The sequence below is a fragment of the Nostoc sp. 'Lobaria pulmonaria (5183) cyanobiont' genome (genome assembly GCF_002949795.1).
GTDB lineage: Bacteria > Cyanobacteriota > Cyanobacteriia > Cyanobacteriales > Nostocaceae > Nostoc.
Genome location: NZ_CP026692.1, coordinates 4,070,415 through 4,093,256, shown reverse-complemented (window position 1 = coordinate 4,093,256; position 22,842 = coordinate 4,070,415). Strand labels below are relative to the sequence as shown.

Below are 22,842 nucleotides of genomic sequence, written 5' to 3'. Positions count from 1 at the left end.
TAAACTTCATAAAAGGAAACATATTTTTTAGTTGAGATTTAATTACTAACTTTAGATAAAATCACCTATATCTAATGATAGAGATAAAAATTCTTCCAAGCGATTGATGAAAAATAAACATAAACATGTATTAATAAGGGCTATTAGGAGCTATAAATTAGTAGATAATTGATTTTGGCTGAGGAGCAAGAATAATGGTTGTAGGTGTACAGAAACGTGCTGTAGGTGTCTTTTCTCATCGTCGAGATGTTGAACATGCCCTACATGAATTAAAAAAAGTTGGCTTTGACATGGACAGAGTTTCTGTCATTACACAAGATGGAGACAGAGACGATATTGCTGGTGCGGATGTGAGCGATCGCGTTGGCGATAAATCTGACGACGGTGCTAAAGTCGGAGCAGCTACAGGCGGTGCTTTAGGCGGATTAGCTGGCTTATTAGTCGGTCTTGGCACTTTAGCAATTCCTGGAATTGGGCCAATTATGTTGGCTGGAGCCGCAGCAACTACCCTAGCTACAACTCTCGCTGGCGCTGGTATTGGTGCAGTAGCTGGTAGTCTGCTTGGTGCGTTAATTGGTTTAGGAATTCCTGAAGAACGAGCTAGAGTTTACGACGAACGTGTCAAACAAGGACACTATTTAGTCATTGTCGATGGTACAGATGCAGAAATCCTAAGAGCAGAAGCAATTTTAAATAATCAGGGTGTGGAAGAGTTTGGTATTTACGACCACCCAGATGCGACAAATGCAGCCACTGGTTATGTGACTCCAGCTGCAACTGCGGGTTATAGTGGTGTTGCCAAACGTGCAATCGGGGTATTTTCTCATCGTCGAGATGCTGAAGTAGCAATTACAGAATTGCGAGATGCAGGTTTTTCTTTGAATCAAATCTCCATCATTGCCAAAGATACAAACGGTCATGGGATCGGTGGTGTAGATGTAGATAGAAACGTTGGTACTGGTAATAAAGCAGATGATGGTGCAAAAGCTGGAGCCGCTACAGGTGGTGTTCTAGGCGGCTTGACTGGCTTATTAGTTGGACTGGGAACTCTAGCAATTCCTGGGATTGGGCCTGTAATTGCAGGTGGCGCAGTTGCAACAACTTTAGCGACAACATTAACTGGTGGTGCGATCGGTGCAGCAGCCGGGAGTATTGTAGGCGCACTCGTTGGCTTGGGAATTCCTGAAGACAAGGCGCGAGTATATGGCGATCGCTTCCAAAGAGGCGACTACTTAGTAATTCTTGATGGTACGGAAGCTGAAATCCACCAAGCTGAAGTAATTCTCAAACATCGAGGTATTGAAGAATTTGCAATCTATGATGCCACAGAGATTAGTAAATATCGCCCAGGTTCCGAGCGAGTAAGCGATCGTGATGCAGCAGTAGTCGATCCCATTCGTCCCAATTACTCAACAGAGACTAATAAAAACGATCCTTCTGTAGTTATTGTCGATCGTCGTGATGAAGTACTTTAATCAAAAGTAGTTTTCATTTACACTAATTAGACAAAATTGCAGGAGCAATAATTTGAAAATTTTGCTCCTGACAAAACAACTTGCTTCTCACTTGCCGTAAATATCAACAAATTTCACTTTTCGATTGCGAATTAAATCTATGCAAAAGCTAACCCCCTTCTTAATTAGCGGCTTATTAATCTTCGGTGTTGCTGCTTGTGATAACGCTTCTAAAACAAGTGAATCTGCACCCAATAATCCTAATGAAGCTCCCCAAACACCGACTGCAAAAACAACACAAGCTTCTCAACAAGACGCACAAAGTGAAGTTCGCAGAAACCAAGCTAATTCTGATATCCGCGCCCGCGAACAGCGCAATAATACTACGGGTGGCGATACACAACGAGCCAAAGGTGACTTAGCAAGTGAAGTTCGCTCTAAGTTGGAGGTTAATATACCTAAGAGCCAACTAACAGTTAATGCCGCAGATGGTGGGATTGTGACTGTCTCAGGAACTGTCAGCAATCAGCAGGAGTTGGCTAAAATTGAAAAATTAGCTAAACAAATTAAAGGTGTCAAGAGTGTAGTTGTGAAAGCAACAGTTGCCGCACCAAAACAATAGGGCAGCTAACAACAAAGCGAGCAGGTAGGCATAGACAGATTTAAATATTCCTGCTCAGTTTAAGTGGTCAGTTAAACTTATTACTGGCCACTAATAATTGACAACTGACAACCTTAATAACTATATTTATTGATCCTCAGTTCAGTTATACAAAGTCTTGTAGTTACCGAACATAAAAACTATGGAAACCGAACAACAGCAACGTGAATCGATTGATGCTTCCTTATCACAAACTACGCTAGCACTTGAAGGTACTGATACTGCAAACTTGCCAAAGTTACCACCAGCACCTGAACCTGAATCTCAATGGCAGCAAATTAGCAGACAAATTTCTCAATTTTTAGAGCAACTGCCCCAATACTTAAGTGACTTTTTTCAAGACTACAAGCAGCCTTTAATAACCGTTGGTTTAATTTTGACGGCGATTGTTACAGCTAGGCTAGTACTAGCATTACTAGCTGCAATCAATGATATTCCATTACTATCACCACTTTTTGAGTTAGTTGGAATTAGTTACACCAGTTGGTTTATTTTCCGTTATCTACTCAAGGCTTCAACTCGCCAACAATTAGCCGATGAAATTCAATTACTGAAAAGCCAATTCGTGGGCGAGTAAATTTACTAACTATTAAACTAGGATTTACACGGGCAAATAGAATTGGCAGCTACATAAACTCTCGTCCGTCTCTGCGGACTTGGTAAAGCTTTGTATAGTTGCAGATTCTAATTGCCCTTTTAATGTTAAGTGGACTTCAACTAAAACGTTGTTACACCAAGAAATGTAAATTCACAGTATTTAATCGGATTCCATCTTAGTCTTTTGGATACATCAAAAGATAGAGAATATAACATGAATTTTAAATTTAAGTCACTTCTCAAGATAGTAGCTCGGAGATAAAAAACAGCCTAATCTGGTTTTTGAAGTTATTTAATAGATTCTTTAACAAGGACATAAATTATGGCTAATGAAGCAGTTAAGAGAGATACAGATTCATCCGATAGAGCGGAAGTTGATACTTACGATCGCGGCATCATCCCAGCTGAAACTGCTGCTCGTATGGAAAGAGAAGGAGATAAGTACAAAACACTCCCCACAGAAGAACGGGAGGCAGATGCACCTACGGATGACCAAACCGATTCAGAAAGTATACGCACCACTGACGGCTATACCATAGACAGAGAAGGTTTGTCTAATAACTATGCAATTGAACCGGAAATGTATTACGAAGAACCGGGTGATGCACGCCAACAAGCGGCAGAAGATAGGGAAGAACGTATTGAAGAACTTGGAGAAGTTAATCAGGACGAGGAAGGCAAGTTGACAGATAGGGGTGACAGCCGAGGTAGAGGCCCAGGAATAATTTAATTAACTACTTCCTTTTGCTGGGTGCAATTACACGTAAGAAGGCTAAATAAGTGTTATCCAGAGACGCAATTATTGCGTCTCTAATTTTATGTGCGAATAAAGCACAACCTGACATATCAAAATTTTTGAATATTCCAATGCAATTAAGAATTTGAATTTATTCGCATTTTTGCGTAGGCGTAGCCCGTCGTAGACATCGCTAGGTGCTAAACATGGTTGAGATAACCAATTTGTGTGTAGTACTGAGGATTTATTGCAGCAGCACGATCGCTGGACTTGCCTAAATCTACTGTCAGTCTGAAGGTGAATGAGCTAGAGCAACGGCTAGGAGTCCGATTATTTCATCGCACGACGCGGCGGGTTTCTTTAACTGAAGAAGGACGGCTGTATTACGAAAACTGTTTACCCATTGTCGATGCGTTACATGACGGTGATGATGCGATCGCTAGCTTACAATTTTAAGTTGCATAGTTCAAATCGCTAGAAAGACGCAAAGATGTAATTTCAGTAGACCGAAAAGTTTTCCAGAAGCCTAAATGATTAGTGGCTCAAGTTCACGATTATGCCATTGCCGCTGATACCATTCGGCAACCAAAGGACGCACAATAAACTTGGGCTGTCCATCGCCTTTAACGTCAATACGTAAACCTGAATAAGGTCGTCGCTTTTGAAAACCTTGACCATTGCGACCGATGAAAAGATGCGATCGCGCCACTAATTTTTTCTCTTCCATCAAATCTGCTCCCTCCATCCGTTGGCGGCGCAAACTAAACCCGCTACCGCCACAAACAATCCAGTGGATATGAGAATCAGCGTGTCCTGTATCCATTGTCTCCAGATGTTCTAAGCAGTGCGCATGACCGTTTAATACTAAATTGACCAAAGGACGCCCCTGAGTCAGGGAACCGATTTCTTTCGCTACCGCATCCAGCACACCACGCAGGCGATCGCGAACGATTAGAGTTTGTGCTTGCTGCCACTTCGTCGCCTCAGTTACATAAGGTGGATGATGAAAATAAATCACCCTTCCCCGAACTTCATCATTATTCCAAGATTCAATTAATCTTTGTTTGAGCCATTCCAGTTGTTCAGTGTCAGTCAGCGTTGTTTTATTTGTAGCTAGTTGCTTATCGATATCAACAATAAGTTCTTCAATTTGTGATACCTTGGCGTGGAAGTCGTCTAATTGATCGGCTTCATTGGGATTTTCAGGACGAAGCTTTGATGAATTTTCAATGATTTCTAGCTTTTCTTGCTCGAAATCTTCACGGCGTTTTTCTAAGAGTTTGCGATCGGCATCACCTTCTTTTGTTTTAGGTAACGGTGGTGGATCGTTAAATGTATTAGAATCCAAGGCAAAGAAATCAATACCGCCATAGCGAAAAGTGTAGTAGCGATTGGGAAGACGGGTAAAGTGCCCAGGTTGATAAGAAAGACAACGACCTGTATCTGTCTTGGCTGTATAGTACTGATCTAAGTGACTGGCTAACTCACCCGGAAGCTGAAACGCCTTCAGATAGTCCAGAAATGCTCGTGCGTAAGCTTCACCGGTTCCTGAGCCATGCAAGCCCACATCTAAGTCTAAGCGCGATCGCAACAGGTGACGAATGGGTAATGTTGTTAGGGATGCCAAGCTCAATAAAATCGGCAAGTTATAGTAATCGTGATTTCCCGGCACTGGTAAAATGGGCAGCTTAAAAACCATCTGGTCAAAAGCAATCTGTTTGCGATGCTCTGTGCCCAAGATAAACTCTCGGTAAGGCTGGATGAAGTTTTGCTGGTAGTATTCACTCGATCCCACTAAATAAATCACATCCCCCGTATGCAGCATAAACCGGGATTCCTTGTGATGGGGCAGCATGAGTTCAGCCACCTGTCGCTGAGGATTGTGTCCCCGGTGCGCGCCGGAACCACTATCACCGACAACTAAAAATGAGAACTCCGAATTGTCTGTTTGACCATCTTCCAAAACCAGCCGAGTTTGGTCAATATTCCGTTCCACAATTAACGGATCTTGCCACCGTACCCGCTGATTCATTTTCCGAATTTTGTTAGCGATCGCTGGATCAGATACAAGTTTCAATGCAACCTACTCCTGAGTTTTCAATTGAAGGGGAGCAGGGGAGACAAGGGGACAAGAGGTGAGAACTTGCAACAAGTCTTTCTCCTTGTCCCCAATGCCCAATGTCTAATGTCCCATGCCCCCTGCCCTTATTCTCCGGCTGTATCTTTCATCTCAATAGTCAGATTAGGAAGTCCCTCTAGTTTTTCGGTAGGCTCAACTTCTTCTACTAATGGCACGAAAATTCTTAAGCCTGCTGGTACACACTTAATTTCTACAGGTGTTTTGCCTACTATTTCACCATCTAGAACAACTTTTTGTGGTGGGTTAGTCGTAATTTTAAATTGTTTGGCTCGCAGGAAGCCAATATCATCCCGGTCTACGGCGTTACCTGTAGAAGCCGTTTGAAATAGATGAAATGTGGCGGCGATCGCTCCTGCCTTGTTAGTTGAAGCGACAATTGTTAAATCTAGTAACCCATCATCATAAATCAGACCTGCTGGGCCTTGAGCCAAAACTGATGTGGGAGGCGCGGCATTTGCTACTGTTACTGCACAGGCGCTAGTTTTAATTATCCTATCTTCAGTTTCAATTTCAACATCAAAGTTTTTTAAATTTCTTAATTGTTGGATTCCTGCCAAAACGTAGGCCATCATCCCGAAGCGATTCTTGGCATCTCGGTCTGCCAATTCTACAGTTTCAGCTTCAAAGCCAATACCTGCCAAGAGTACCATTGGCCGATCGTTGCAATAGGCTACGTCTACATGGGTGGTTGCTCCCTGCAAAATTGTCTCACACGCACCTGCGATCGTGTCAGGAATTCCTAAAGCTGTGGCAAAAGCGTTCGCTGTTCCTCTGGAAATGATCCCAAATGGGATATCAGTTCCCACTACCGCCGCCGCCGCTATTGAGAGAGTACCATCCCCCCCGGAAGCAATGATTGCCTCTACTCCTCGCTCTAACGCTTGATATGCCAGTTGGTCAGCATCGATTTCTTCAGTTGTAAAATAAATATCTAGATCGATATCTGGCTCTAATATTGCCCGAATTTCTGCTAGCTCTGTATCTGGGTCGCCTTGACCAGCAACAGGATTAAAGATGAGACAGGCGGAACGATTCATAAGGCATAAAAACTAAGCTTGGATAACTAACGAAGATAGCAAATTATTCTTAGCATTCCTGTAAATTTTCAACTTCCCTTTTGGGGCTGAGTTTTTTAGAGATATTGACCAAGTTCAGCACGATGTGAGAGTTTGAATTGTATCGTTTCTGATTTTTTAGCATTTGACCTCGTTATCGGGCAATTAAGTTGAATATTGAGAATTGGTCAAATTACAGTTAAGATTTCATTCGAGCGTTAGCAATATCTGATGCATTTCACCGACTCAATTATGAAAGCACAACTATCGCTTTGTGGAGATATGCATACAACGCTTTGGGTCGCGAGGTTTATAACCAACACGAAAAACTATACCCACTCCCCATTCGCCTCTATTATTTGAGATTCCTCAAACAAGCTTTTGGTAAAGAATTGTAATCCAAAATCCCAAATCCAAAACCCAAAATTCGTATGAGTCACTGACTACGGTAGTGTAGATGAGAGTGAATTTATCGTCTTATTATATTGTTTTATGACTTCAGTTGTTTCTAGTCCCCCACGCACTATTCGGATTGGTTCGCGCAAAAGCCAACTTGCTCTGGTTCAGACCTACTGGGTACAAGAGCAACTCAAGAATTGCTATCCTGATATCACTTTTGAAGTCCACACCATGTCTACCCAAGGCGATAAAATCTTGGATGTAGCCTTAGCTAAGATTGGCGATAAAGGACTTTTTACTAAAGAACTTGAACTCGGAATGCTCAATCAAGAGATTGACTTTGCCGTTCATTCTCTCAAGGATTTGCCGACTCACTTACCAGAAGGGTTAACGTTAGCAGCAATTACTGAACGAGAAAACCCAGCAGATGCATTAGTGGTGCATGAAAAGCACAAAGATAAACAAATCGATACGTTGCCAGAAGGTGCGGTAATTGGTACATCTTCGCTACGGCGGTTAGCACAGTTACGCCACCACTTCCCCCACTTTGCCTTTAAGGATGTGCGGGGAAACTTAATTACACGGTTGGCAAAACTGGATGCAGGTGAATACGATGCCTTAATTTTGGCAGCAGCAGGGTTAGAGAGATTGGGAATGAGCGATGGCTGCGCCGGGTTGCACCTACGCATTCACCAAATTCTCCCCGCAGAAATCTCCCTCCACGCCGTTGGACAAGGTGCTTTAGGGATAGAATGCCGTGCTGATGATAGTGAATTGCTATCTCTACTCAAAGCGATCGAACATCCCCAAACACGCGATCGCTGTCTCGCCGAACGATCTTTCCTCCGCTCTTTAGAGGGCGGCTGTCAAGTACCTATCGGTGTAAATACAGAAATATCTGGTGATAATTTGACCTTAACCGGGATAGTAGCCAGTGTAGATGGTCAAAAGTTCGTCAAAGATACCGTTACCGGGATTGCCAATAACGCCGAAGCACTAGGCATAGAACTAGCAGAACTGTTGCGACAACAGGGAGCGCAAGAAATTTTATCAGAAATTTTTGCAGTGATTCAGCGCGGTTCCTAAGCAATTGGGCAAGGCGATGTGATTAGATAAGAATTGATCGCCGTTGCACTGATGTGCCGGACGCGACAAGTCGCGTTGGTCGGGATTTCACAAAGTTAATTTGACAATATAGACTCAGGGAAGCAAAAATTACCATGCGGATTCTATTTGTTGCAGCAGAGGCAGCACCAGTTGCGAAAGTAGGAGGAATGGGTGATGTTGTCGGGGCATTACCCAAAGTCCTGAGAGAAATGGGGCATGATGTGCGGATATTCTTGCCTTACTACGGCTTCCTGCCAGACAAAATGGAAATTCCCCAAGAACCTATCTGGTGGGGAGATGCCATGTTTCAGCACTTTGCAGTATACGAAAGTGTTCTGCCTGGTACTGATGTTCCCTTGTACTTATTTGGACATCCGGCCTTCATGCCACGCCGCATCTATTCTGGAGATGATGAAGATTGGCGGTTCACATTGTTTGCTAATGGTGCAGCCGAGTTTGCCTGGAATTACTGGAAGCCAGATATTATCCATTGCCACGATTGGCATACAGGGATGATTCCCGTGTGGATGCATCAAGATCCTGATATCAGCACGGTGTTTACCATTCATAATCTGGCTTATCAAGGGCCGTGGCGTTGGTATTTAGAGAAAATTACTTGGTGTCCCTGGTATATGCAAGGACACAACGTAATGGCAGCGGCGGTACAATTTGCCAATCAGGTAAATACAGTTTCGCCCACCTACGCCGAGCAAATCAAGACACTGACTTACGGTGAAACATTAGAAGGTTTGCTGTCTTTTATTAGCGGAAAATTATCTGGGATTATTAACGGTATTGATACCGAAGTTTATAATCCAGAAAATGACAAATATATTGCCCAAATCTTCACTGCTGATACTTTAGATAAACGCAAGTCCAACAAAATTGCTTTGCAAGAAGAACTAGGGTTAGAAGTCAACTCCAAAGCCTTTTTCATTGGGATTGTGACGCGATTAGTGGAACAAAAAGGCATTGATTTGATATTACAAATCCTCGATCGCTTCCTATCTTATACAGATGCACAGTTTGTGGTGTTGGGTACAGGCGATCGCTACTATGAAACTCAGATGTGGCAATTAGCATCCCGCTTTCCCGGACGTATGGCAACTTACTTGCTGTATAACGATGCCCTGTCTCGCCGGATCTATGCTGGTACTGATGCCTTCTTGATGCCCAGTCGTTTTGAACCATGCGGTATTAGTCAAATGATGGCTTTGCGCTATGGTTCTGTGCCCATTGTCCGCCGCACAGGTGGATTAGTTGACACCGTAACCCATCACGATCCTGAAAATGCCGCAGGCACCGGTTATTGCTTTGATCGCTATGAACCGCTAGACCTTTTCACCTCTATGATCCGGGCTTGGGAAGGCTTCCGTTTCAAACCGCAATGGCAAGAACTACAAAAACGGGGCATGAGTCAAAATTTTAGTTGGTATCAATCTGCCAAGCAGTACGTGAAGTTGTACAGGTCAATTTACGGTTTGCCAGAAGAAGAGGAGAAGACACCAGAACCAGAGTTAGTCTTAAACGAAGCAGTCACCAGTAGCAAGTCCTAAACTGCCAATAGAGGCGTACAGATGTACGCCTCTACTCCTAACTCCTAACTCCTAACTCCTAATATCATGTCCGCTTGATTTACTAATTAAACCCGAAGAACCCCACCCCTTAATCCCCTAAAAGCTTGCGGAGCTTGGTGTCCACAAGTCTCTTGACCTGCAATGCCAATGCATCAACTGACAATGCCAATGCATCGACTGACAATGCCATTGCATTGACTGACAATGCCAATGCATCGACTGACAATGCCAATGCATCGGCTGACAATGCCATTGCATCGACTGACAATGCCAATGCATCGGCTGACAATACCATTGCATCGACTGACAATACCATTGCATAATTATCTAGACTTGATATAACTCCTAACTTGTAACTCCTAACTATTGAGTACTCGTCGCTTTCGCCCTAATTAACCAGTCAGCATCATGAGCGCAAATTTCCCGACCGGATGAGTCTCCTAAGCGTTCTAGTGCTAATAAACAAGCGTATTTTAAATCCCAAATTGGCGTATTGAGGCAAATTTTAATTTCAGGAATTGCTCGTGAATCACCCAATTCACCAAGAGCGATCGCACACGCAGCACGAGATTTCTGAAACTGAGGTTCGCGGTTGTGCAGGTTTTCTACTAACAAATCGTAGGCGGGAGCATATTTGAGCCAGCCGAAAAGTTTCATCACATGATAATGAGCGCCATAATCGTTATATGCCTTGTCCGAATAAGTTGCTAGAAGTGCTGCTGGTGCTTCTTGTGCATAAATATCCAATAAAGTTTTTGTCGCTAAATAGCAACGTCCAAAATCGGTTTCGTAGAGTTCGTTAATCACAAAATCTAGAACAGGGGTAGCATCATACTCATGTACTAGATCGAGGTCGTTGGGACGATCGTAGAGTACTTGCTCTAAGTAAGGTTGAATTTCTGTAAAGGTAATTTCACCACTAGGGACGCCTACATCCAAAAGCATCCGCAATGCTCTTAACCGGAACACCAGAGATACAGGACAACGGGCAATTTCTGGGATGGCTTTGTAGTAGTGTGAATCTATCAGGTCTTGAATGCAACCGCGCCGTGCATTGACGCTGGGACTTTGCAGCAGCGCCATCACCTCAGTAATTTGGGAGTAGTCACCCGTAAACCGACAAACTGTAGCGATCGCAGCACTACGGGTAGGTTCGTCCTCAACTTGGGTAAAATTCAGTACACGTTCTAGGGACGGCTGATAGTCAGCATTAGCTAAAGTGTGAATAATGACTCGATAGATTTGACCTGGTTTATCCAGCAATTGCGCCACTTCTTCGAGAATTTCTGGATCTTTAGTCCCAATTTCCCCGATCGCCCACACGCTATTTTCAATAGTATAAATATCATCATCTTTCAGACATTGCCGAATTACAGGTAAAGCTGATTGTGCCTGCAATCGCCCCAGACTTTCTACAGCTTTGCGTCGGACAATGCGGTGGTCTAACTCATTAGGGTTACTAGTTTCAATCGCCCGCACCAAAGCCGCGATCGATTGCTCAGTTGGGAAGTTAATTAAATGGGAAACAGCAATATACTTATCAGAAGCGTCTTCGAGTTGTTCTAATGGTGTATCAATAATTGCGATCGCTTCTTCTTCTGTTAGCCCAAACATTTTAAAAAAACGTTTATCCATTGATCTGTAAATTGCTTTTGGATAATTGCTCAGATGTCACGTTTACTATCGTACTAGGGACTGGGTACTGGGGATTGGGAATTGGGAAATAGCAGATAAATTCTATTTCGGGATTGATTAGAAGCATCAAAAGCCTCTATGTAGCTATTTGAGGATAATTAGTTGGGTTTGACTTTTGAAGATTTCTATCAAAAAGCTTTACCAGTGGTAACGCGATCTGAGAAGATCGAAACATATACATTTGTCAGCTATTAGTTAGTTGCCTCTCTTTAACGAGTAACCAAATCACAAATATTCTTGGGAACACTAACCACACATAATTTAAATAAACACGCATTTAGGAAACAAAACTTATGGATGAAACTTCAGAACTCACAACAACCGACAACTTAACCGCTCTAGATGTCGCAGAAGTTATTGCAGAACTTGAGCAGTATCGGGAACGTCTAGTCCAAGAAACTATGGAAACAGCAAAACGGGCTAAGTTAATGAAAGTAAATGTTATGGCAAAACTAGAGCCTGAGCTTGCTAAGATTGATTCTGCCCTCCAGGATCTCCGTAATCAGCAAGCTACCCTGAGCGGCAGCAACTAGTAATTTATCTTGATAATTTAGCTATAAGTTATATGCTCAACTCCAAAACTCAATCCGGGGAAGATTCGTTAAATCTGTCTCAGGCAGAAACTGATGCTTTATTTGCAGCGGTGAGTGAGCAATTAAGCTTAAACACCTTCAACCCTGATGACCAAGACCTACTCAAGCAGATGATTGAGAGTATGGGAGACTCACGGGGGATGGTTAGGTTGAGTTTTGCAGAGGCATTGGGGAAAATCGGTAAACCAGCGGCCCCTTTATTGATGGAAGCTGTGGCAAATCACCCAAACCCAGTTGTACGGAGAGCTAGCACTAAAACCCTGACACTGATCGCTGACCCGATCGCAATTCCAACCTTGGTCAAGGCTCTGTTAAATGATGAAGATACAGTGGTCAAAGCCTCGTCGGTGGGAGCGCTCGCCAAGATAGGTAAGCCCGCTGTGCCAGCATTACTAAAAATCTTAGGATCAAACGAGTATCCAGAAAGTGCCAAAGGATATGCAGTATGGGCGTTAGGATTTATTGGAGCAGAGGCGAAGGAATATTTAGATCGAGAGATTAACTCAGACTCGGCTGAGGTTCGCGCTGCGGTGGTGGGAGCGATCGCTAAAATTGCTCAAGAAGGCACTGAAGAAGGAGCATTTAATATTTTAATTAACGCCCTCACCGATCCATCTGAAATTGTCCGGTGTGAAGCAGCAGCAGCTTTGGGTAGCCTCACCTATCGTTCGGCAATTCCTAACCTCATCGATTTACTGCATCATCCCGATTGGGAAACTCGAAAAGCAGCAGCTTTGGCATTGATGAAGATTGGTGACGGTGCTGCTTTAGAACCCCTGAAAGCCGCATTAACTCAGGAAGAAGAAGCGGGGGTTAAGGCAGTTATTAAGTTGGCGATTTCTCAAATTGAGAGGCAGTTAGAGGAAGAAGCTTGGGAATAAGGCGATGGACATTTACACTCCCAAGGTGATTGAGACGGAAGAAGAGTACGATCGCGCCCTAGCAATTGCAGAGCGCCTAACATTTTGCAAAAACCGGACTCCAGAAGATCAAGCTCTGCATAAGCTGATAGTAACCCTGATTGAAGCGTATGAGGCACTGAACTATCCAATCGATGAATCTGTGCCTGTTCCTCCGGGGCTTTCAGCCTACCAGCATTGTAAGAGCGATCGCGCTACCCTCTCTTATAATTAATCACCTGATCTAATCGGGGTAAGGCACTCACTGCTGACTCTCGTACATATGGATCGACAGATTGATCATTAGTCAATGCCCTCAGCACTTCCACTCCCCGGATATCACCCATCGAACCAAGTGCATTCACGATCGCTACAGCCACTGCAACATTATCCGTTGTTTTTAGAGCTTCAGTTAAAATTTCAAAAGCAGGGGAACCAATCTCACCCAGAGCCATCACAGATGCAATATAAACAACACCATTTGGGTCATTGAGGGCTGTTTTTAATCCCTGTAAGCCCTCAGTTGGGAAGGGTACGTCTGGGTGGTTGGCGGCAACTTGTGCCAGGGCCTTAGCACAACTGCCCCGAATAGTCCCATTATCGCTGTTCAGCAATGACTCTACTAGTGGCGGTACAGCATCTATACCAATGGCACCCAGTGCCTTTACCGCAGCTCGACGGTAGGTTACATCTTCTTCATCCAAAATACTCATTAACCGAGGAATAGTATTTTCATCACGGACATCAGCCAGTTCCCACATGGCTCGTTCCCGCAGATTGGGGTTGGGGTGTTTCAACTGGTCAAATAGAGAATCTATTGTCATAAGAGAAAATTTCACTGTTTAAATTTCTTGAGTTCAAGATAGAGATATAATGATAAATATTAATCACAACTGAGGGACTCTAAGTCGATTACTCAACCTAATTTAGGCAAAGCAACAGACTGAAAGTCCCTAGTTCTAGAGTGTGACAATCGCTCGTCTAGTCAATCCGTGTCACTATGACAGGGAGTTGATTACGTAGTCAAGGAGATTGCGGAACTCAACCAACGCTTGAGGAGACAAATCACGAGGAGCGCAAGCGCGATCGCGGGTGTAAGTCATTGCGGTAACGTAGGGAGCAGTAGGCAGATTCAAAGAGCGATACACTTCACGAGCACCTGCAATACCCCACTCGTCCAAAGGCCCAGTACCACCCACAACTAAGCTGTAGTTGATTAGGCGCAGGTAGTGCTTGATGTCGCGGAGGCACTTATCTTTTTTAACTTGGGTGTCGCCAGCTTCACCGTCTTGGTTCAAGTAAGGATACTTCTTGAAGGCTGCATCATAACCTTCTTTAGCTACAGCATCGATCCCAGAAGCCAGTTTTTCAGCAGCTTCTAGACGAGCGTTAGCACGTTGAATGCTACCTTGGACGGACTCTAGGTCAGAGGTGGATGGGAAACGACCTGCTGCATCAGCAGATGTAATAACCGTGGTGATAACTGATTTCATTACTTTTTATACTCCAGATGGGATTTGATCGGGTTTGAATTTCAGTTCGTTTGGCTAATAGCCGTTAGCCATGAGTTATTAGCTCAGAGCAGAAATAATGCGATCAAAGTAGCTAGCAGCTTCAGCAGCTAGAGCAGAGCAGTCGCCTTGAACTACTTCTTGCTTGCGGAACCTTTTACCAGCATTAGCTTCAGTGTTGGTGTTAGTGATGTGAGCAACGCTGATAGCCTTCAGGAGCTGTACAGCACGTACAGAAGAGCCGGTGGGGACGCCCAAAGCTGTGTAGGTTTCTTTTAGCCCATTCAGAGCACGATCGTCCAAAACAGAAGAATCACCAGCCAATAGCGCATAGGTCACGTAACGCAGCATGATTTCGGCATCACGTAGGCAAGCAGCATGGCGACGAGTTGGGTACAGGTTACCACCAGCTTGAATTAAACCTTGGTTTTCACAGGCAATCCCAGCAATGGCATCAGAAACGGCACAGCTAGAGTTGCTAGCGATCGCATTCACTGCATCAAGGCGCTTGTTGCCTTCAGCGATGAAAGACTTAAGGGCTGCCAAGTCAGCACCACCGATAGGAGCGGTTTTGGCATCAGCCGCAATTACAGCTTTGGAAAAAGCATCAAGAACCATGAGTTCTCCTTAATATTCACAAATGGCGGATATTATTTTTGGCGTGTTCTCGATCAGGTTAACTGTGAGTAGCCAAACAAAAACATAGGTGATCAACAGTACCCTAGTCTTTACTATGAGAGACAAAGTAATAATCTGTAATATTTACCTATATTTGGCTTTCCCGATCAAAAAATCAAAATTTAGCCGAAATTGGGCAAAAAAATTAAGACTTACGCATTTTGATGGAACTCTGCCATTGCGTAAGTCTTAAGGAAAAAATTTTGTTTTTTACTCGATCAAGCTTGTTTCAGCAGATGTTTGACCAAATTATCTTTCACCATCATCTGCCGTAAAACTTCTAGTAAAAATTCTTGAGCCTCTTGTTGACTCAAACTTTTTACCTGATCTTTCAAATTTTGTAAGCGAAACTGTTGTTCTAAAGTTAATTCGACTGGAAAGTCCATCATTCACTCCTGTGATTGACTGAATCGAAGGGTATTTGTTGTTAGTGGAAGACGATTGCTTTCCGCTAGTTTAGCACTCGCACAGTAAAATGTCTACATTGTCAAGCCATAATGAATGACACTCATAAAAGTTTACAATTACATGACAACACGTTTCTCTCTCCCTTTTTAGGGTGTTTATTGAAGCTGACCACTAATCGCTGTAATGTTTAGAATTGTTTAGAATGTTTATATACACAACTAATCTAAAAACAAAGAACTCGTAAAACATCATCCGCAGGAGTAATAAGTAGGAGTCAGAAGATTGATAGACGCAATGGAATTTTTTCAGCTAAGTGCTGGTAAGTGGCGATCGCAACGTGCAACTCATCATCTGGCGTTCAAGCGCTCAGAGACGGGAGAATCGGATATACAGGTAGAAACTCTGGATGCCGATCATCCAGAAATCATCGAACTGTGCCGATATCATGAGATTGACCCCAGCCTTTCAGTCGGTGGCTCGCGTGTGCGTTGGCTAGGCACAATGGCTTGGGATCGAGAGGATGAGGAGAATCATCAGGGAAAAACCATATTTGCGATCGTGCCTGATGGCGATAACCCAAGGCAAGGCAAATTACTCCGTGAAAGAGGTTACGCCGAAATTGTCCCTGTAGTCGGTCTTTTTCACATGGATGATGAAGATGGACTAGTGTTGACAACCGAATATGAAACAATGAGTTCCATTGAGCGATTCTGGTTCGCCAGCCCAAATATGCGACTACGAACCAGTACAGTCAAACGGTTTGGCGGCTTTAGCACCGCATCGTTTTGTACTGAAAGCCGCATTGAAGCTTCTGTTGAGGCTTCTAGCTCAGAAGAAGTAACAGAAAGACAAGGAGCGGATGTTTTAGAAAAAAGACAGTTTTATTCAGTTTTGGGCTGGTGAATGATTCTTAAGCAGAGCGATGCTTTTACTCGTGGGCAAGATTATCTGCGTCTAGTACAGGGACTTGCCCTAGAACCGGGTATGGTGAATGTATTTGATAACCTGCGCGATCGCATCCCCATTTACACTTGGATCGGTGATAATATTAACGCTGTGAACGCTCAGATAAACACCTATCTAGAAGTTTGTCATCAGTGTTTTCATCCCCAAGAGCGTCGCCACATCCAAATTTTTGCAGTTCCCATAGCTCAATCCTTCGGCATAGATGGGCTGTGCAACATTCTCACTAACCCAATCACTATTCTGGTAGATGTTGGCCGAGTTGCACCTAGAGACTGGTTTGGTATAGTCGTCCATGAATACGCCCATGCCCATCTAGGAGAGTTTGGTCACAATGAGCAGTTTGCTAGCATCCTATCTCATCTATGCTTAGGGCTGGGATTGGAACCACCCTACTGGGAAGCAGGAATGGAAGCAACTTTGCGTAGCTGGCCTCACTGTAAATCAACCATAGATCCCCTGGAATTTTGGATAGGTCGCTGACAGAGGAGCAGAAAAGCAAAGGGGATGGGTTTTTTAAGGTTCCATTCCTCAATCCCCCATTAATTTCTTTTGCTAAATGTTAAAAATTATTACTTCCGTTCAAAAAGGTGAAACTGAATCTCCTAATCTAAAATATGTGAATAAAATTTTTTAGTCATTTACGTAGTCATTAACCTGGAAGCCCAACTCCCTATTTCCAATTGATTAGCTATGGGTTGAATCCAGCAGGCTAATCTTTTATCCTACGAATACTTAAATTACCCTTAGTTAAGTTTCGTGAAATTTTATCAGAATCTGAGGTTCTGATACAACTACTCCCTTAATATGTGATTAAAAGTTGTTAACTTTAATTAAGAACATGGAGGCTTTAGAGTGGCAATTCCTCTGTTAGAATATGACCCTTCAAGTCAAAATCAGCGTGTAGCTGCATACGAAGTACCGGGTGATGAACAGCCCAGGATTTTTACTACCGACAATATACTTTCTCCGTCAGATTTAGGTGATTTGATCGAAGCAGCATATCGTCAACTTTTCTTTTATGCTTTTGCTGCCGATCGCGAAACATATTTAGAGTCTCAACTCCGTAATGGACAAATTACAGTACGGGACTTTATTCGTGGGTTGGTGCTTTCTAATACCTTTAAGAAAAGCTTCTACGACCTCAACAATAATTATCGCTTTGTTGAGCAAGTAATTCAGCGGGTTCTAGGACGCGATCCCTACAACGAGCGGGAAAAAATCGCCTGGTCAATTGTAGTCGCTACCAAGGGTATTGTAGGCTTTATTGATGAAGTGCTCAACACTGAAGAGTACCTGAGCAATTTTGGATACTCCACAGTGCCTTATCAGCGCCGTCGGATACTGCCATCCCAATCTGAGGGTGAGTTGCCATTCAACATCAAATCTCCGCGATACGAAGATTACCACCGTGCTAAACTGGGTTTCCCCCAAATCATTTGGCAGGTCGAAGTACGCAGATTCCTCCCACAAGAGCAAAAAGTAAAGGCTGGAGATCCATCTCTATTCCTGAATATGGCACAAAGTATCAATGCAACTGGCAATGCTCCACAACGGATCTCGCCATACAACATCGATATCGAAAAGTCCGTACCTTATCGGCAACTGTCAGGAATTAAATAACGATTTTTGGTCGGTGGCTGGCTAGTACATCCATCTGATCGCTTTATAGCGTGCATAAGTCTTGGGTTAGGTAGGAGTTTCATTTAGATATAACTAAGTGAAACAGACTCTATCCCATGTCTAATGCACGCTAGTTGTTAATGGGCATTGGGCACTTGTACTGAGCGAAGTCGAAGTATTGGATATGGTTTTTTATCAATGCTCGATGTGTTTAAAATGTGGGTAGTTTTAGGGGTGGATGAGCTTAAAGTGTAGTTCGTCTTTTTAGCATCTCTAAAAGTTTTTTAAAGTGAGCGGGAGGAGTAGCTGTTACCTCAATCAACTCTTCAGATAGGGGATGCTGCAATTTTAGTCGCCAAGCGTGTAGTGCTTGACCAGGCAAATTTACCCCGACGGAATGGCCAGAACTATAAACTGGGTCGCCGACAATGGGATGACCAATTTTGCTGCTGTGGACACGAATTTGATGGGTGCGTCCAGTTTCTAATTGAAAGTGAATTAAGGTGAAGTTACCAAGACGTTCTAGTACTTTCCAGTGAGTGACGGCGACTCGTCCGCCTTGTTCAACAGGCATAACAGCCATTTTCTTGCGGTCTTGGGGATGGCGACCAATGGGCAAGTCTATGGTGCCACTTTCAGTTTTTGGCGCACCGTAAACTATACCCAAGTATTCTCGTCGTGCAGTTTTTGCTTTCAGCTGTGCTTGTAGATGATGATGGGCAATATCTGTTTTAGCGATCGCGATCGCCCCCGTTGTATCCTTATCCAATCGATGGACGATTCCCGGACGTTGGACTCCGCCAATTCCTGGTAAATTGGGACAGTGAGCCAATAGGGCATTTACTAAAGTACCATCAGGATGACCGGGCGCAGGATGGACAACTAAGCCTGCGGGTTTATTGAGAATAAGTAACTGGTCATCTTCGTAAAGGATATCTAAGGGGATATCTTCTGCTTGCAATTCTAGAGGTTGAACTTCTGGTATTTCGAGAGTGATGCGATCGCCTAGCTTGACATTGATCTTCTTAGATGTGCAAACTTGATCGTTAAGTTGGACGTGACCCTGTTCGATTAACTGTTGGATGCGGGAACGGGATAAGTCTGGTAATTCTTGGGAAAGGTAACGGTCGATGCGATCGCCTTTGGTGTTGACGCAGTGTATTGTACTCTTAAGGGGAAGCAAGCTAGGTGTGGCATCCTCAAGTGGAGTTGATAAGCGTTCGCCCTTGGCGTTGGCGAAGCCATCGCTATTTTCTTGGATTTGTAAATTAAATTCGGTCACAATTGCTCTAGATTAATTCCCGTTCTTTAAGTAAAGCGCGGAATACCTTAATTTGGCGGTTAGAAATCGCATATACCCAGGCAAAACCTTGATTTGATCTTAGTCCACGGAGGCAGATGAGAGTTTGTGTACCCGCGAATTCTATTCGCCTTGGCTGTCTTGTATTTGTTTTCTTACCGATTGTCGAAATACTCTAAGTCCTGAACTCATTCCTGTAGTTCGTGCCATTTCCACAAACCGGGGAATGAGTTCCATGATAGAAAAAGTAGGAAATGTGGGGCTGATGAGAGACTTCACATATTGTTTGCCTTGCAGCAAGCTAATTTCTAGGTTTTTGCTTTCATATCGCCAAATTTCAGGTACTCTCAACGCTTCGTAGGCACTAATTTGGGTTTTAGAGGTGACATCAATTTCAATCGCTAAATCAGGAGGAGGATCAACAGTTAGGTCGATCCTGTCTTTGCCAATCATGAGCTTATAGTTTTGAATATAAAAACAATCATCGGGTTCAATACCTGCACTTATATCTTTTCGTTTAAAGGTAGTTGAACCTAAAGACTCCCAATTCAGATTGAGTTCATCTAACAAAGCTTTCACCAAGTCTCCGATAATTACCTTAGATCGTTCGTGTTCTGGTAATGGAGCCATAATTTCTAAAGTTCCTTGGCTGTATGCTAATCGGCTCCTGCGATGTTCCCCTAACTGGTTGAGAATTGCTTCAAATACTTGCCAACTCACATCTTCCAGTATTATTCTTTGCCCTGGTGGAACTCGAATTTGGCTGAGTTGAAGAGTAACCATAGGATTTTAGTTGTTAAATAACTTCGTTTTTACTTAAATTTGAGATGTAGCAAATGCTCTAACCAAAAAGCGATCGCTTAAATTCTCTCGATCCCTCCTCCTCCGTGTCCTCTGCGCCTCTGCGGTAGCCTGCGGCAAGCCGAAGCGTCTACGTTATTTTAAATCTATAACTTCTTGCGGCAACTCAAATAAACTATCTTCCCCAGCTTCAAAATCAATCACCTGATACACAGCATCAATATTTAACTCACCATAAATGTGAGGAAATAATTCTCCTATTTCAGCAGGTTCATAGCGAATTTCAGCTTGGACTTTTTCAGAATCAATAAAAAGTAGTACTAATTCTTTTTGATTATCAAAAAATCTCTTTGCAACCTTGAGTATTTGCGTTGATTTTGAACAATGCGTAAAACCTTCCTTGTCTGACGAATCAGCGCGATATCTACCGATGTTTTTTGCTTGTTCCCATTGTTGGCGTTTGGTGATGTGGAGGATAGTATTCATGTTGTTTGTATCAAGGTTATTTTATCTCAATAGGTTCATCTGGATGAAATTCAAGACATACACTATTTGGTTTATGACTATTAGGATATATAAATATTTTAATTTCTAATTTGCCTTTCTGCCAACCTTTGCCATCAATTTTAAGAACCTGACAATCTTTGGCAGCATTTAGTTTAATTTCACTAAAGGGTATAGACTCGTCTCCAGCAGAGATACTGCTAAACAAACTACCAACTAAATCATTCTTAATTTGAGTTTTATATGTACAAATTTCCTGACGCCATTTTTTTATAAATTGTCGTATAACTAACTCTCTTAACTTACTTACTTTATAAGTATTATTCTCAAATAAAATGACATCATCTCCACAGTCTAGAGGAATGAATTTATTTTTCATATCAATATCTATACTGACAATTCAAAGTTGCCAGTCTATACTTACTACTAAATTATATTGGGGTTTTATTAACAGTAATTTAGTATAAATACTGAATAATGAACTGTAAAGAAACAATCTGAGCAGCATCAAGCGATTGCTCAACAACATTATTCTTTAAAATCTCACCTAAATACGCAGAGTTTTTCTTTGCATTTTTGCGCCTTTGCGTGAGATTATGATTCTATAAATTCGGCGGAATACAAACATCTGGCGCACATAACCCAATAAATTCTAGTGTTTTCACTTCAAAAGTATTCAAATCTACGCGGCGGATGGCATGATTATTGGTATCAGCAATATATAGATATGAATCCATAGCACTCAATCCTGAAGGTTCAAAAAACTGAGTATTTTTACCTTGACCATTTTGTAAACCAGCAGAACCATTTCCCAAAACTGTTTGACAATTACCACCAGGACTTACTAATTTAATTTTATGGTTATAAGTATCTGCCACCCACAAAAAATTCTGAGCGTATTCCACTCCTAAACAGTGTTGTAAACGCACATCTTCAGCCTGTCCATCTACATCGCCAAAACCAAATAAACCCCCACTACCGCAAATAGTTCGTACTTGGTACGGTTCGACAATTTCAATACCACGAATTGAACTAACTTCACTGTCAGCTATATATAATTCTTGCCCATTATTAGTAATACCGCTAGGTTGGGCAAAGGCAGATTCGGTAAGTGAACCATCAATACACGCTTCTGCACCAGTACCAGCATAAGTTTTGATGATGTCAGTTTCTAAATCCATTTGCCAAATTTGATGCGGCCCAGCCATTGCAATAAATAGGGTATTTCCTACTTTCACTAAATCCCAAGGGGAATTCAGTGCGGTTTCTAAACCAGCACCGCCATGAGGATGGATATTACGGCTTTGTTCGCCAGTTCCCGCAATAGTTTCGACTATTTGGCGCTTTAAATCAACTCGCCGCAGCGCATGATTTTCTGTATCAGCAAGGTAAAGAATCTGATTTTCGGCATCATAAGCCATTCCTTGCGGTGCAAAAAATTGCGCTTCGTTAAAAGCACCATCGGTTAAGCCAGATTTTCCAGTACCAATTAAGTACAAAATTTCTCCATCAAAGCTACTCACAACAAGGCGGTGATGTCCAGAGTCAGCGATAAACAAACCTGCTTGGGTAGCCAGAACTTTACCAGGAAAAGCTAAAGGTGTAATTAATGGTTGGCGCTGTTTTTCTAAAGTCAAGCTGATTTCTTGGAAATTAATTGTGCCTTTGTCTTGATGTTGCTGAATTAACTTTTGAATCAACTCATCTAAAGTGTCACGGTTTCCTTCACCAGAAATCTGGCCAATCACGTAACCTTCTGGATCAATAATGATTAACGTAGGCCAAGCACGCACAGCATACTCTTCCCAAATCCGAAAGCCACTGTCAACGACAACAGAATGTTCAATGTCATAGCGCAGGATAGCTTGGCGAATATTTTCTGTTTCCTTTTCGTTGTCAAATTTGGCAGAGTGAACGCCGATAATAGTAAGACTATCTTTATATTTTTGTTCTAAATATTTCAGGTTTGGCAGGATATGCAGACAATTGATACAGCAGTATGTCCAAAAGTCTAAAATTACGACTCTACCTTTGAATTGTTTAAGAGACAATGGTTTATCGGTATTGAGCCAAGAGTAATTTTGTGGTAATTCTGGCGCTCTAACACGGGGAATCATAGGTAATTCGTAATACTCGCCTCC

At 42.8% G+C, this 22,842-nt stretch carries 26 protein-coding genes; 13 read left to right on the top strand and 13 right to left on the bottom strand.

Annotation, left to right across the window (positions count from 1 at the left end; translation table 11 throughout):
- Positions 1 to 194: 194 nt before the first annotated feature.
- The 5 genes from NLP_RS18050 to NLP_RS18030 all read left to right on the top strand — a co-directional run bounded on the left by NLP_RS18050 (position 195) and on the right by NLP_RS18030 (position 3,904).
- A complete protein-coding gene (locus tag NLP_RS18050) occupies positions 195 to 1,475 on the top strand; it encodes a general stress protein (protein ID WP_104907592.1) in 1,281 nt (426 codons plus the stop codon).
- 139 nt (positions 1,476 to 1,614) lie between these two features.
- Positions 1,615 to 2,076, top strand: a complete 462-nt coding sequence (locus NLP_RS18045) for a BON domain-containing protein (RefSeq protein WP_104907591.1) — start codon at positions 1,615 to 1,617, stop codon at positions 2,074 to 2,076.
- A 181-nt stretch (positions 2,077 to 2,257) separates the two neighbouring features.
- Positions 2,258 to 2,692 carry a CAAD domain-containing protein gene (locus tag NLP_RS18040; RefSeq protein ID WP_104907590.1) on the top strand — a complete coding sequence of 145 codons (435 nt, stop codon included), beginning with the start codon at positions 2,258 to 2,260 and terminating at the stop codon, positions 2,690 to 2,692.
- Positions 2,693 to 3,034: 342 nt separating this feature from the next.
- Positions 3,035 to 3,442, top strand: coding sequence for a hypothetical protein (locus NLP_RS18035; RefSeq protein ID WP_104907589.1), 408 nt, complete (start codon positions 3,035 to 3,037; stop codon positions 3,440 to 3,442).
- Positions 3,443 to 3,694: 252 nt separating this feature from the next.
- Positions 3,695 to 3,904 (top strand): LysR family transcriptional regulator, encoded by a 210-nt coding sequence (locus NLP_RS18030; protein WP_104907588.1) that lies wholly within the window; start codon positions 3,695 to 3,697, stop codon positions 3,902 to 3,904.
- Between the two features lie 70 nt (positions 3,905 to 3,974).
- Here NLP_RS18030 and NLP_RS18025 read toward each other — a convergent pair whose 3' ends face one another.
- Positions 3,975 to 5,525: a metallophosphoesterase family protein gene (locus NLP_RS18025; protein WP_104907587.1), complete on the bottom strand. Its 1,551-nt coding sequence runs from the start codon at positions 5,523 to 5,525 to the stop codon at positions 3,975 to 3,977.
- 128 nt (positions 5,526 to 5,653) lie between these two features.
- Positions 5,654 to 6,625 (bottom strand): YegS/Rv2252/BmrU family lipid kinase, encoded by a 972-nt coding sequence (locus tag NLP_RS18020; protein WP_104907586.1) that lies wholly within the window; start codon positions 6,623 to 6,625, stop codon positions 5,654 to 5,656.
- Between the two features lie 510 nt (positions 6,626 to 7,135).
- On the opposite strand from NLP_RS18020, the gene hemC reads away from it, so the two are divergent.
- Together hemC and glgA are read left to right on the top strand one after the other, a co-directional pair.
- Positions 7,136 to 8,128 carry a hydroxymethylbilane synthase gene (gene hemC, locus NLP_RS18010; RefSeq protein WP_104907585.1) on the top strand — a complete coding sequence of 331 codons (993 nt, stop codon included), beginning with the start codon at positions 7,136 to 7,138 and terminating at the stop codon, positions 8,126 to 8,128.
- Positions 8,129 to 8,262: 134 nt separating this feature from the next.
- On the top strand, positions 8,263 to 9,705 hold the full coding sequence (gene glgA, locus NLP_RS18005) for a glycogen synthase GlgA (protein ID WP_104907584.1): 1,443 nt from the start codon (positions 8,263 to 8,265) through the stop codon (positions 9,703 to 9,705).
- 109 nt (positions 9,706 to 9,814) lie between these two features.
- Here glgA and NLP_RS18000 read toward each other — a convergent pair whose 3' ends face one another.
- Both NLP_RS18000 and NLP_RS17995 read right to left on the bottom strand, forming a co-directional pair.
- Positions 9,815 to 10,042, bottom strand: a complete 228-nt coding sequence (locus NLP_RS18000; protein WP_104907583.1) for a hypothetical protein — start codon at positions 10,040 to 10,042, stop codon at positions 9,815 to 9,817.
- A 47-nt stretch (positions 10,043 to 10,089) separates the two neighbouring features.
- A complete protein-coding gene (locus tag NLP_RS17995; RefSeq protein ID WP_104907582.1) occupies positions 10,090 to 11,361 on the bottom strand; it encodes a HEAT repeat domain-containing protein in 1,272 nt (423 codons plus the stop codon).
- Between the two features lie 353 nt (positions 11,362 to 11,714).
- On the opposite strand from NLP_RS17995, the gene NLP_RS17990 reads away from it, so the two are divergent.
- Genes NLP_RS17990 through NLP_RS17980 form a run of 3 tightly spaced genes read left to right on the top strand, consistent with a single transcriptional unit; the run spans position 11,715 to position 13,148 of the window.
- A complete protein-coding gene (locus NLP_RS17990) occupies positions 11,715 to 11,954 on the top strand; it encodes a hypothetical protein (RefSeq protein ID WP_104907581.1) in 240 nt (79 codons plus the stop codon).
- A gap of 32 nt (positions 11,955 to 11,986) precedes the next feature.
- On the top strand, positions 11,987 to 12,895 hold the full coding sequence (locus NLP_RS17985) for a HEAT repeat domain-containing protein (protein ID WP_104907580.1): 909 nt from the start codon (positions 11,987 to 11,989) through the stop codon (positions 12,893 to 12,895).
- Positions 12,896 to 12,899: 4 nt separating this feature from the next.
- Positions 12,900 to 13,148: a hypothetical protein gene (locus tag NLP_RS17980; protein ID WP_199784640.1), complete on the top strand. Its 249-nt coding sequence runs from the start codon at positions 12,900 to 12,902 to the stop codon at positions 13,146 to 13,148.
- Here NLP_RS17980 and NLP_RS17975 read toward each other — a convergent pair.
- From NLP_RS17975 to NLP_RS17960, 4 genes are all read right to left on the bottom strand, one after another.
- A complete protein-coding gene (locus NLP_RS17975; protein ID WP_104907579.1) occupies positions 13,129 to 13,737 on the bottom strand; it encodes a HEAT repeat domain-containing protein in 609 nt (202 codons plus the stop codon). The two genes, NLP_RS17980 and NLP_RS17975, sit on opposite strands and share 20 nt — an antisense overlap.
- 174 nt (positions 13,738 to 13,911) lie before the next feature.
- On the bottom strand, positions 13,912 to 14,406 hold the full coding sequence (locus tag NLP_RS17970; protein WP_104907578.1) for a bleomycin hydrolase: 495 nt from the start codon (positions 14,404 to 14,406) through the stop codon (positions 13,912 to 13,914).
- Between the two features lie 78 nt (positions 14,407 to 14,484).
- Positions 14,485 to 15,042 carry a bleomycin hydrolase gene (locus NLP_RS17965; RefSeq protein ID WP_104907577.1) on the bottom strand — a complete coding sequence of 186 codons (558 nt, stop codon included), beginning with the start codon at positions 15,040 to 15,042 and terminating at the stop codon, positions 14,485 to 14,487.
- A 278-nt stretch (positions 15,043 to 15,320) separates the two neighbouring features.
- Complete coding sequence (locus tag NLP_RS17960; protein ID WP_012410163.1) at positions 15,321 to 15,491, bottom strand: NblA/ycf18 family protein; 171 nt, start codon at positions 15,489 to 15,491, stop codon at positions 15,321 to 15,323.
- Between the two features lie 304 nt (positions 15,492 to 15,795).
- Between NLP_RS17960 and NLP_RS17955 the strand changes: the two genes are divergently transcribed.
- The 3 genes from NLP_RS17955 (at position 15,796) to NLP_RS17945 (ending at position 18,096) form a co-directional block, all read left to right on the top strand.
- A complete protein-coding gene (locus NLP_RS17955) occupies positions 15,796 to 16,413 on the top strand; it encodes a phycobiliprotein lyase (protein ID WP_104909918.1) in 618 nt (205 codons plus the stop codon).
- Positions 16,414 to 16,956 carry a hypothetical protein gene (locus NLP_RS17950; RefSeq protein WP_104907576.1) on the top strand — a complete coding sequence of 181 codons (543 nt, stop codon included), beginning with the start codon at positions 16,414 to 16,416 and terminating at the stop codon, positions 16,954 to 16,956.
- A 372-nt stretch (positions 16,957 to 17,328) separates the two neighbouring features.
- Positions 17,329 to 18,096, top strand: a complete 768-nt coding sequence (locus NLP_RS17945; RefSeq protein WP_104907575.1) for a phycobilisome rod-core linker polypeptide — start codon at positions 17,329 to 17,331, stop codon at positions 18,094 to 18,096.
- Between the two features lie 244 nt (positions 18,097 to 18,340).
- Here NLP_RS17945 and NLP_RS17940 read toward each other — a convergent pair whose 3' ends face one another.
- From NLP_RS17940 to NLP_RS17920, 5 genes are all read right to left on the bottom strand, one after another.
- The gene (locus tag NLP_RS17940; protein ID WP_104909917.1) at positions 18,341 to 19,258 is read right to left on the bottom strand and encodes an RluA family pseudouridine synthase; all 918 of its coding nucleotides are present in this window, start codon (positions 19,256 to 19,258) and stop codon (positions 18,341 to 18,343) included.
- Between the two features lie 261 nt (positions 19,259 to 19,519).
- Positions 19,520 to 20,179, bottom strand: coding sequence for a Uma2 family endonuclease (locus NLP_RS17935; protein WP_104907574.1), 660 nt, complete (start codon positions 20,177 to 20,179; stop codon positions 19,520 to 19,522).
- Between the two features lie 153 nt (positions 20,180 to 20,332).
- Complete coding sequence (locus tag NLP_RS17930) at positions 20,333 to 20,683, bottom strand: DUF952 domain-containing protein (protein ID WP_104907573.1); 351 nt, start codon at positions 20,681 to 20,683, stop codon at positions 20,333 to 20,335.
- Between the two features lie 16 nt (positions 20,684 to 20,699).
- Positions 20,700 to 21,080, bottom strand: coding sequence for a KGK domain-containing protein (locus NLP_RS17925; protein ID WP_104907572.1), 381 nt, complete (start codon positions 21,078 to 21,080; stop codon positions 20,700 to 20,702).
- A 223-nt stretch (positions 21,081 to 21,303) separates the two neighbouring features.
- Positions 21,304 to 22,818, bottom strand: coding sequence for a thioredoxin-like domain-containing protein (locus NLP_RS17920; protein WP_104907571.1), 1,515 nt, complete (start codon positions 22,816 to 22,818; stop codon positions 21,304 to 21,306).
- Positions 22,819 to 22,842: the final 24 nt, after the last annotated feature.

Coding starts and splice junctions, on each gene's coding strand:
- NLP_RS17965 (WP_104907577.1), bottom strand. CDS start 15,042: ATGGTTCTTGATGCTTTTTCCAAAGCTGTAATTGCGGCTGATGCCAAA.
- NLP_RS17920 (WP_104907571.1), bottom strand. CDS start 22,818: ATGATTCCCCGTGTTAGAGCGCCAGAATTACCACAAAATTACTCTTGG.
- NLP_RS17980 (WP_199784640.1), top strand. CDS start 12,900: ATGGACATTTACACTCCCAAGGTGATTGAGACGGAAGAAGAGTACGAT.
- hemC (WP_104907585.1), top strand. CDS start 7,136: ATGACTTCAGTTGTTTCTAGTCCCCCACGCACTATTCGGATTGGTTCG.
- NLP_RS17970 (WP_104907578.1), bottom strand. CDS start 14,406: ATGAAATCAGTTATCACCACGGTTATTACATCTGCTGATGCAGCAGGT.
- NLP_RS18020 (WP_104907586.1), bottom strand. CDS start 6,625: ATGAATCGTTCCGCCTGTCTCATCTTTAATCCTGTTGCTGGTCAAGGC.
- NLP_RS17935 (WP_104907574.1), bottom strand. CDS start 20,179: ATGGTTACTCTTCAACTCAGCCAAATTCGAGTTCCACCAGGGCAAAGA.
- NLP_RS18045 (WP_104907591.1), top strand. CDS start 1,615: ATGCAAAAGCTAACCCCCTTCTTAATTAGCGGCTTATTAATCTTCGGT.
- NLP_RS17990 (WP_104907581.1), top strand. CDS start 11,715: ATGGATGAAACTTCAGAACTCACAACAACCGACAACTTAACCGCTCTA.
- glgA (WP_104907584.1), top strand. CDS start 8,263: ATGCGGATTCTATTTGTTGCAGCAGAGGCAGCACCAGTTGCGAAAGTA.
- NLP_RS17960 (WP_012410163.1), bottom strand. CDS start 15,491: ATGATGGACTTTCCAGTCGAATTAACTTTAGAACAACAGTTTCGCTTA.
- NLP_RS17950 (WP_104907576.1), top strand. CDS start 16,414: ATGATTCTTAAGCAGAGCGATGCTTTTACTCGTGGGCAAGATTATCTG.
- NLP_RS17995 (WP_104907582.1), bottom strand. CDS start 11,361: ATGGATAAACGTTTTTTTAAAATGTTTGGGCTAACAGAAGAAGAAGCG.
- NLP_RS17925 (WP_104907572.1), bottom strand. CDS start 21,080: ATGAAAAATAAATTCATTCCTCTAGACTGTGGAGATGATGTCATTTTA.
- NLP_RS18035 (WP_104907589.1), top strand. CDS start 3,035: ATGGCTAATGAAGCAGTTAAGAGAGATACAGATTCATCCGATAGAGCG.
- NLP_RS18040 (WP_104907590.1), top strand. CDS start 2,258: ATGGAAACCGAACAACAGCAACGTGAATCGATTGATGCTTCCTTATCA.
- NLP_RS17975 (WP_104907579.1), bottom strand. CDS start 13,737: ATGACAATAGATTCTCTATTTGACCAGTTGAAACACCCCAACCCCAAT.
- NLP_RS18050 (WP_104907592.1), top strand. CDS start 195: ATGGTTGTAGGTGTACAGAAACGTGCTGTAGGTGTCTTTTCTCATCGT.
- NLP_RS18000 (WP_104907583.1), bottom strand. CDS start 10,042: ATGGTATTGTCAGTCGATGCAATGGTATTGTCAGCCGATGCATTGGCA.
- NLP_RS17930 (WP_104907573.1), bottom strand. CDS start 20,683: ATGAATACTATCCTCCACATCACCAAACGCCAACAATGGGAACAAGCA.
- NLP_RS17985 (WP_104907580.1), top strand. CDS start 11,987: ATGCTCAACTCCAAAACTCAATCCGGGGAAGATTCGTTAAATCTGTCT.